This window comes from Kitasatospora sp. NPDC059648 (assembly GCF_042734825.1).
In the GTDB taxonomy this organism is placed as follows: Bacteria; Actinomycetota; Actinomycetes; order Streptomycetales; family Streptomycetaceae; genus Kitasatospora.
This window is the reverse complement of sequence record NZ_JBHWDU010000184.1, coordinates 1-4,844: the sequence shown is the minus strand read 5'-3', so window position 1 is coordinate 4,844 and position 4,844 is coordinate 1. Positions and strand designations below refer to the sequence as shown.

Genomic DNA, 4,844 nt, shown 5'->3' with positions numbered 1-4,844 from the left:
CCCGCTACCCATGAAGTCAGGATGATCAAGAGATCACGAAGTGACCCGCTTTTGATCCGCTGTCCGTGGTCCTCGTTTCACCCGTTGCCGACAGTGTCGGACAGGGCCATTGGATGCCTCCTTCTTGAGGATTCCCCCACTAGAAACGGTCTCTCCCGTGTCTGCGTGTGGCAACTTCCGTGGGACGAGTCGGCCACAGGCCGGTCAGGCGGGTGGAGCGAGCGGGCCCAGCGTTCCCCGCCTTACGGCGACGAACTGGTCTCGCTGCTGAACAGCTGGACTTATGAGAGCGAACGGAGCCCCTTCCCGCCGTCGAACTGACGACCGCCCTTGGCGCGGAATGGCTTCCGCGTGCCCGGACGGCGAGTCGGCCAAGCCCCCCCGCTTACCTGGAATCGTCCAACCCGGGAACACCAGACGATACGAAGGGTCGGTTTCACCTCCCCGAAGACCGGATCACCGTCGCCGAAGTGATCACACCCGGCCTGGCGGTCCGCTGGTGAATCGAGCGCTGGAGGACATGGCGCGAGCTCAGTGAGCCGGGGTGTCGCCGATGCCTTGATGGTGTCCCGCCGAGTCGGATGTTGAGCGGTACCGCACGTACGGAACCCCGACCACGTGACCAGGCCGGCAAAGGAGGAGGCGCCGGCCATGGCGGCTGGGATGCCGCAGCGGGCCGGGCCGGCATCCCGGCCGCCGCTGCCGCCGGTCAGCCCACGGCGGAGCCGACGCCCTGCAGGGCTACAGGCGGATGACGACGACAGCGATGTCGTCAGCGGCGCCACCGGCGACGTCCAGCCGGGTCAGCAGTGCGTCGGCCAGCCGTTCGGGGGAAAGGGTCCGGTCCTGGGCCAGAGCTGCGGGCCAGGCGTTCCAAGCCGGCGTCGATGTCCTCGTCGCGGCGCTCGATGAGGCCGTCGGTGTACAGCACAAGGGTCTCTCCTGGGTCGTAGGGGAGGCCGGCTGGGGGGCGGGGGAGGTGGTGTCCGTGCGCGCCGCCTTCACTTGCTGGCGCTGACGGTCCGGCGCTGACTTCGAACCCGGAGACACTGCCCAAGCTGTTCGCCGCATGCAAACTCGGCCACCAGGCCGTGCCACGTTGCTACCGGAGGTCATCGCGACGTCCAGCCATGCCGCGCGTGGTCGCGAGACGAGGTCCCGCTGCTGGGCGCGACCGCGGTCGCCCGCCGACGCATGCCGCAGCCAGGTCCTGCTACGTGCACGCTGGCCCGTGTGGTTCGGACCGGAACGGCGGCCACCTCGTGGGACGGGCCACGCCGGGGCGGCGGCCGTCCGGTCCCCGGTCTGGGCCCGAACGGCCCCAGCGGGGATCTGCGGCCGCGTTGGACAGTGGTATCCGGCAGGGGAATGCGATGTCCGCGCGATCGAGATGCAGGAGGGTCCGGCCATGCGAATCCGTTCCGACCTCCGCCGTGTCGGCTCACCGACCCGGCCAGCCGGGTCGCGGCACTTGCACGAGTCGGTGGTGTGCGGCGTCCGTGCTCGTGCAGGCGGGACAGGAGATCTTCCATGGTGACCGCCACAACCACCGAACGGGTGGTGGCTGGCAGCCCGGTCGGCGAGGCCGCAGCCCGGCCCGTCGAGGAAGTCCTGCTCAGACTGGAGACCAGCGCCGCCGGTCTGTCGGCGCCGGAAGCCGAGGCCCGGCTCAGGCGCTGGGGGCCGAACGCAGTGCGTTCGCACCGGGCCCGCGGCTGGCTGGTGCTGTGGCACCAGCTGCGTTCCCCGCTGCTGGGGCTGCTGCTGGCCGCGGCCCTGGTGTCGTTCTTCGTCGGCGAGCGCAGCGACGCAGTGATCATCGGCGTGATCGTGACGCTCTCGGTGGGGCTGGGCTTCGCCAATGAGTACCGGGCGGAGAAAACCGCCGAGTCGCTGCACGCCCGCATCCGCCACCAGGCACTGGTGCGGCGCGGCGCACGCGCGCAGGAGGTGGAGGTCACCGACCTGGTCCCAGGTGACGTGGTCGAGCTGCGGCTCGGCGACATCGTCCCGGCGGACCTGCGCCTGCTGTCGGTGACCGGGCTGGAGTGCAGCGAGTCCGTACTGACCGGGGAGTCGCTGCCGGTGGCCAAGGACACCGCCCCGGTTGCCGCCGGCACACCGCTGGCGGAACTGACCGGCTGCGCGCTCATGGGGACGGTCGTGCACGCCGGCAGCGGCCGCGGCGTGGTGGTGGCGACCGGCGCCCGTACCGAGTTCGGCGCGATCGCAGCGGGCCTGGCCGAACACCAGCTGGAGACCGAGTTCCAGGCGGGCCTGCGCCGGTTCTCCATGCTGCTGGTCTACGTCGCCGGCGCACTGACCACAGCGATCTTCGTCGTCAACGTGGCCCTGCACAAGCCCCTCATCGACGCGCTGCTGTTCTCCCTCGCGATCGCGGTCGGCATCACCCCGCAGCTGCTGCCGGCCGTGGTTTCCACGAGCCTGGCCGCCGGGTCCCGGCGGATGAGCCGGCGCAAGGTGCTGGTCAAGCGGCTGGTGTGCATCGAGGACCTCGGCGACGTCGACGTGCTGTTCACCGACAAGACCGGCACGCTGACTCAGGGCCGCATCGACTTCATGCGCTGCGTGCCGATCGGTGGCCTCTCGCCCGATGAGGTGCTGCGCTGGGGGCTGCTGTGCACGCAGACCACGTTCGACGAAGGCCGCGCCGTCGGCGGGAATCCCCTGGACGACGCGCTGTGGAACTCGCCCGCAGTGGCCTCCCAACGGGCGGCGCTGCGCGAGTGGACCACCACTGGCGTCCTGCCGTTCGACCACGAGCGGCGCATGGCCTCCGTTGTCGTCACCAACCCATCCGGTGTGGCGCGACTGATCGTGAAGGGCGCGCCGGAGACGGTACTGGAGCGGTGCGTGGGCGTGCCCGAGGACGCCCGCCATGCCCTGGACGCCGAGTTCGCGGCCGGCAACCGGGTGGTGGCGGTCGCCACCCGCGCGGCCGCCACCCCGGCGGCGCCGACCCCGCAGGACGAGCGGGACCTGTCGCTGGCCGGGCTGCTGGTCTTCCTCGACCCGCCCAAGCCCGACGCCGCGGCGGCGCTGCGGCGGCTCGCGGAGCTGGATGTCACGGTGAAGGTCGTCACCGGCGACAATCCCGCGGTGGCGGTCAAGGTCTGCCACGACCTCGGGCTCACCGACGTGGGCACGCTGACCGGTGTCGAGTTGGACGTCATGGACGACGCCCGGCTGACCTCCGCGATCGCCCACACCACCGTCTTCGCGCGGGTCAGCCCGGAGCAGAAGGCCCGCATCGTGCGCCTGCAGCGGCAGACTGGCGGTGACGTGGCGTTCATGGGCGACGGCGTGAACGACGCGCTCGCGCTTCACGCCGCCGACGTGGGCATCTCTGTCGACACGGCTACCGACGTGGCCAAGGACGCGGCCGACGTCATCTTGCTGGAGAAGGACCTCGACGTCCTCGCCGACGGTGTCGCCGAGGGACGGCGGATCTTCGCCAACACCATCAAGTACGTGCTCATGGGCACGTCCAGCAACTTCGGCAACATGTTCAGCGCCGCAGGCGCCTCCCTGTTCCTGAGCTTCCTGCCGATGCTGCCCTCGCAGATCCTGCTCAACAACCTGCTGTACGACACCAGCCAACTCGCCATCCCCACCGACAACGTCGACGAGGAGCAGGTGCGGCGGCCCGCACACTGGGACATCGCCTTCATCCGGCGCTTCATGCTCTGCTTCGGACCCGTCAGCTCCCTGTTCGACTTCGCCACCTTCGCGATCATGCTGTGGGTGTTCCACTCCGGAGCCGCGCAGTTCCGCACCGGCTGGTTCGTGGAGTCCCTCGCCACCCAGACGCTGGTGATCTTCGCCATCCGCACCCGCCGCAGCCCGTTCTGGCGCAGCCGCCCGAGCGTCCCCCTGACCGTGACCGCCCTGGGCATCGTGGCGCTCGGGGCCGTCTTGCCGGCCACACCGCTCGCCCACGTCCTGGGCTTCCGACTCCTGCCCTCCGGTTTCTTCGCCGCCCTGGCGGTCCTGGTGGTCGCCTACCTGGTGCTGGTGGAGATCGCCAAGCGGTTCTTCTACCGTCTTCCCCCGACGCAGGAGCGGCCCCGTCCCGCTGTCGGCCGACGTCACCTGCGCCGCCGCGCGGCCCATTTCAGCACCCCTGCCCGGCTCCCCAAGCCACGCGCTCACCGTGTCACCAGCACACGCCCAGCCGAGAAGACCGCCCACCCGATGCGCTGACCGACCGCTACCGGCAGGAGGTGGCCTCGGCTTCCGGGCCGGCCGACACTGGCGAGACACCCGCGGAGAAGAAGCCCGGAACGGTCCCGACCAACTGCAGCGTCAGCAGGTCTGAACCGAAGACCCGGTATCGCACCGGGTCCACACGGTAGTCGCGCGGGTAGAGCGAAACTGCAGCCCGATCACGGCGAGAGAATTCGCCCGCGACGCAGATCACCCGAGGTCGCCGCCAATCGACCGCCTCCGCCGCGTCGGCGCCCAGCCGTCTACGCACCAGCGCCTCGAACTCGTGCCGGTGCGCCAGCAACCAGACCAGGTAGGACGCCGCCTGGGTAATCACCCCGGCATCACGCCGACGCTTGAACTCGATGATCACCGGCACGCCGTCCTCGTCGAGCCCCAGCGTGTCGATCCGCCCCTGGTGCAACGACCCCGTCACATACTCCGAAGCCAGGAACCGCACGCCCAGCGGCTCGCCGGCCGTGCCGGCGACGAGGTCGACAAGCTCGGCTTCATCTTCACCCGATGCTGACAGACGAGGGATGAACGACCCGAACGCCGTGGCAGCGGCGATCCGGTGTTCCAGGTGTCCCCGGTCTTCCAGAGCCGCTTCATCGGCG

General features: G+C 70.1%; 1 protein-coding gene and 2 pseudogenes. 1 reads left to right on the top strand and 2 read right to left on the bottom strand.

Features of this window, described 5'->3' with window-relative positions:
- Positions 1 to 741: 741 nt before the first annotated feature.
- Positions 742 to 997: pseudogene (locus ACFV1W_RS40065) on the bottom strand (SpoIIE family protein phosphatase); the annotation flags it as partial.
- Between the two features lie 533 nt (positions 998 to 1,530).
- Here ACFV1W_RS40065 and mgtA point away from each other — a divergent pair.
- The gene (gene mgtA, locus ACFV1W_RS40060; protein ID WP_380422450.1) at positions 1,531 to 4,224 is read left to right on the top strand and encodes a magnesium-translocating P-type ATPase; all 2,694 of its coding nucleotides are present in this window, start codon (positions 1,531 to 1,533) and stop codon (positions 4,222 to 4,224) included.
- Between the two features lie 7 nt (positions 4,225 to 4,231).
- On the opposite strand, the pseudogene ACFV1W_RS40055 reads toward mgtA, so the two are convergent.
- Positions 4,232 to 4,844: pseudogene (locus ACFV1W_RS40055) on the bottom strand (hypothetical protein); the annotation flags it as partial.

Excerpts from the sequence above, each read along its gene's own strand:
- mgtA (WP_380422450.1), top strand. The coding sequence starts at position 1,531 with ATGGTGACCGCCACAACCACCGAACGGGTGGTGGCTGGCAGCCCGGTC.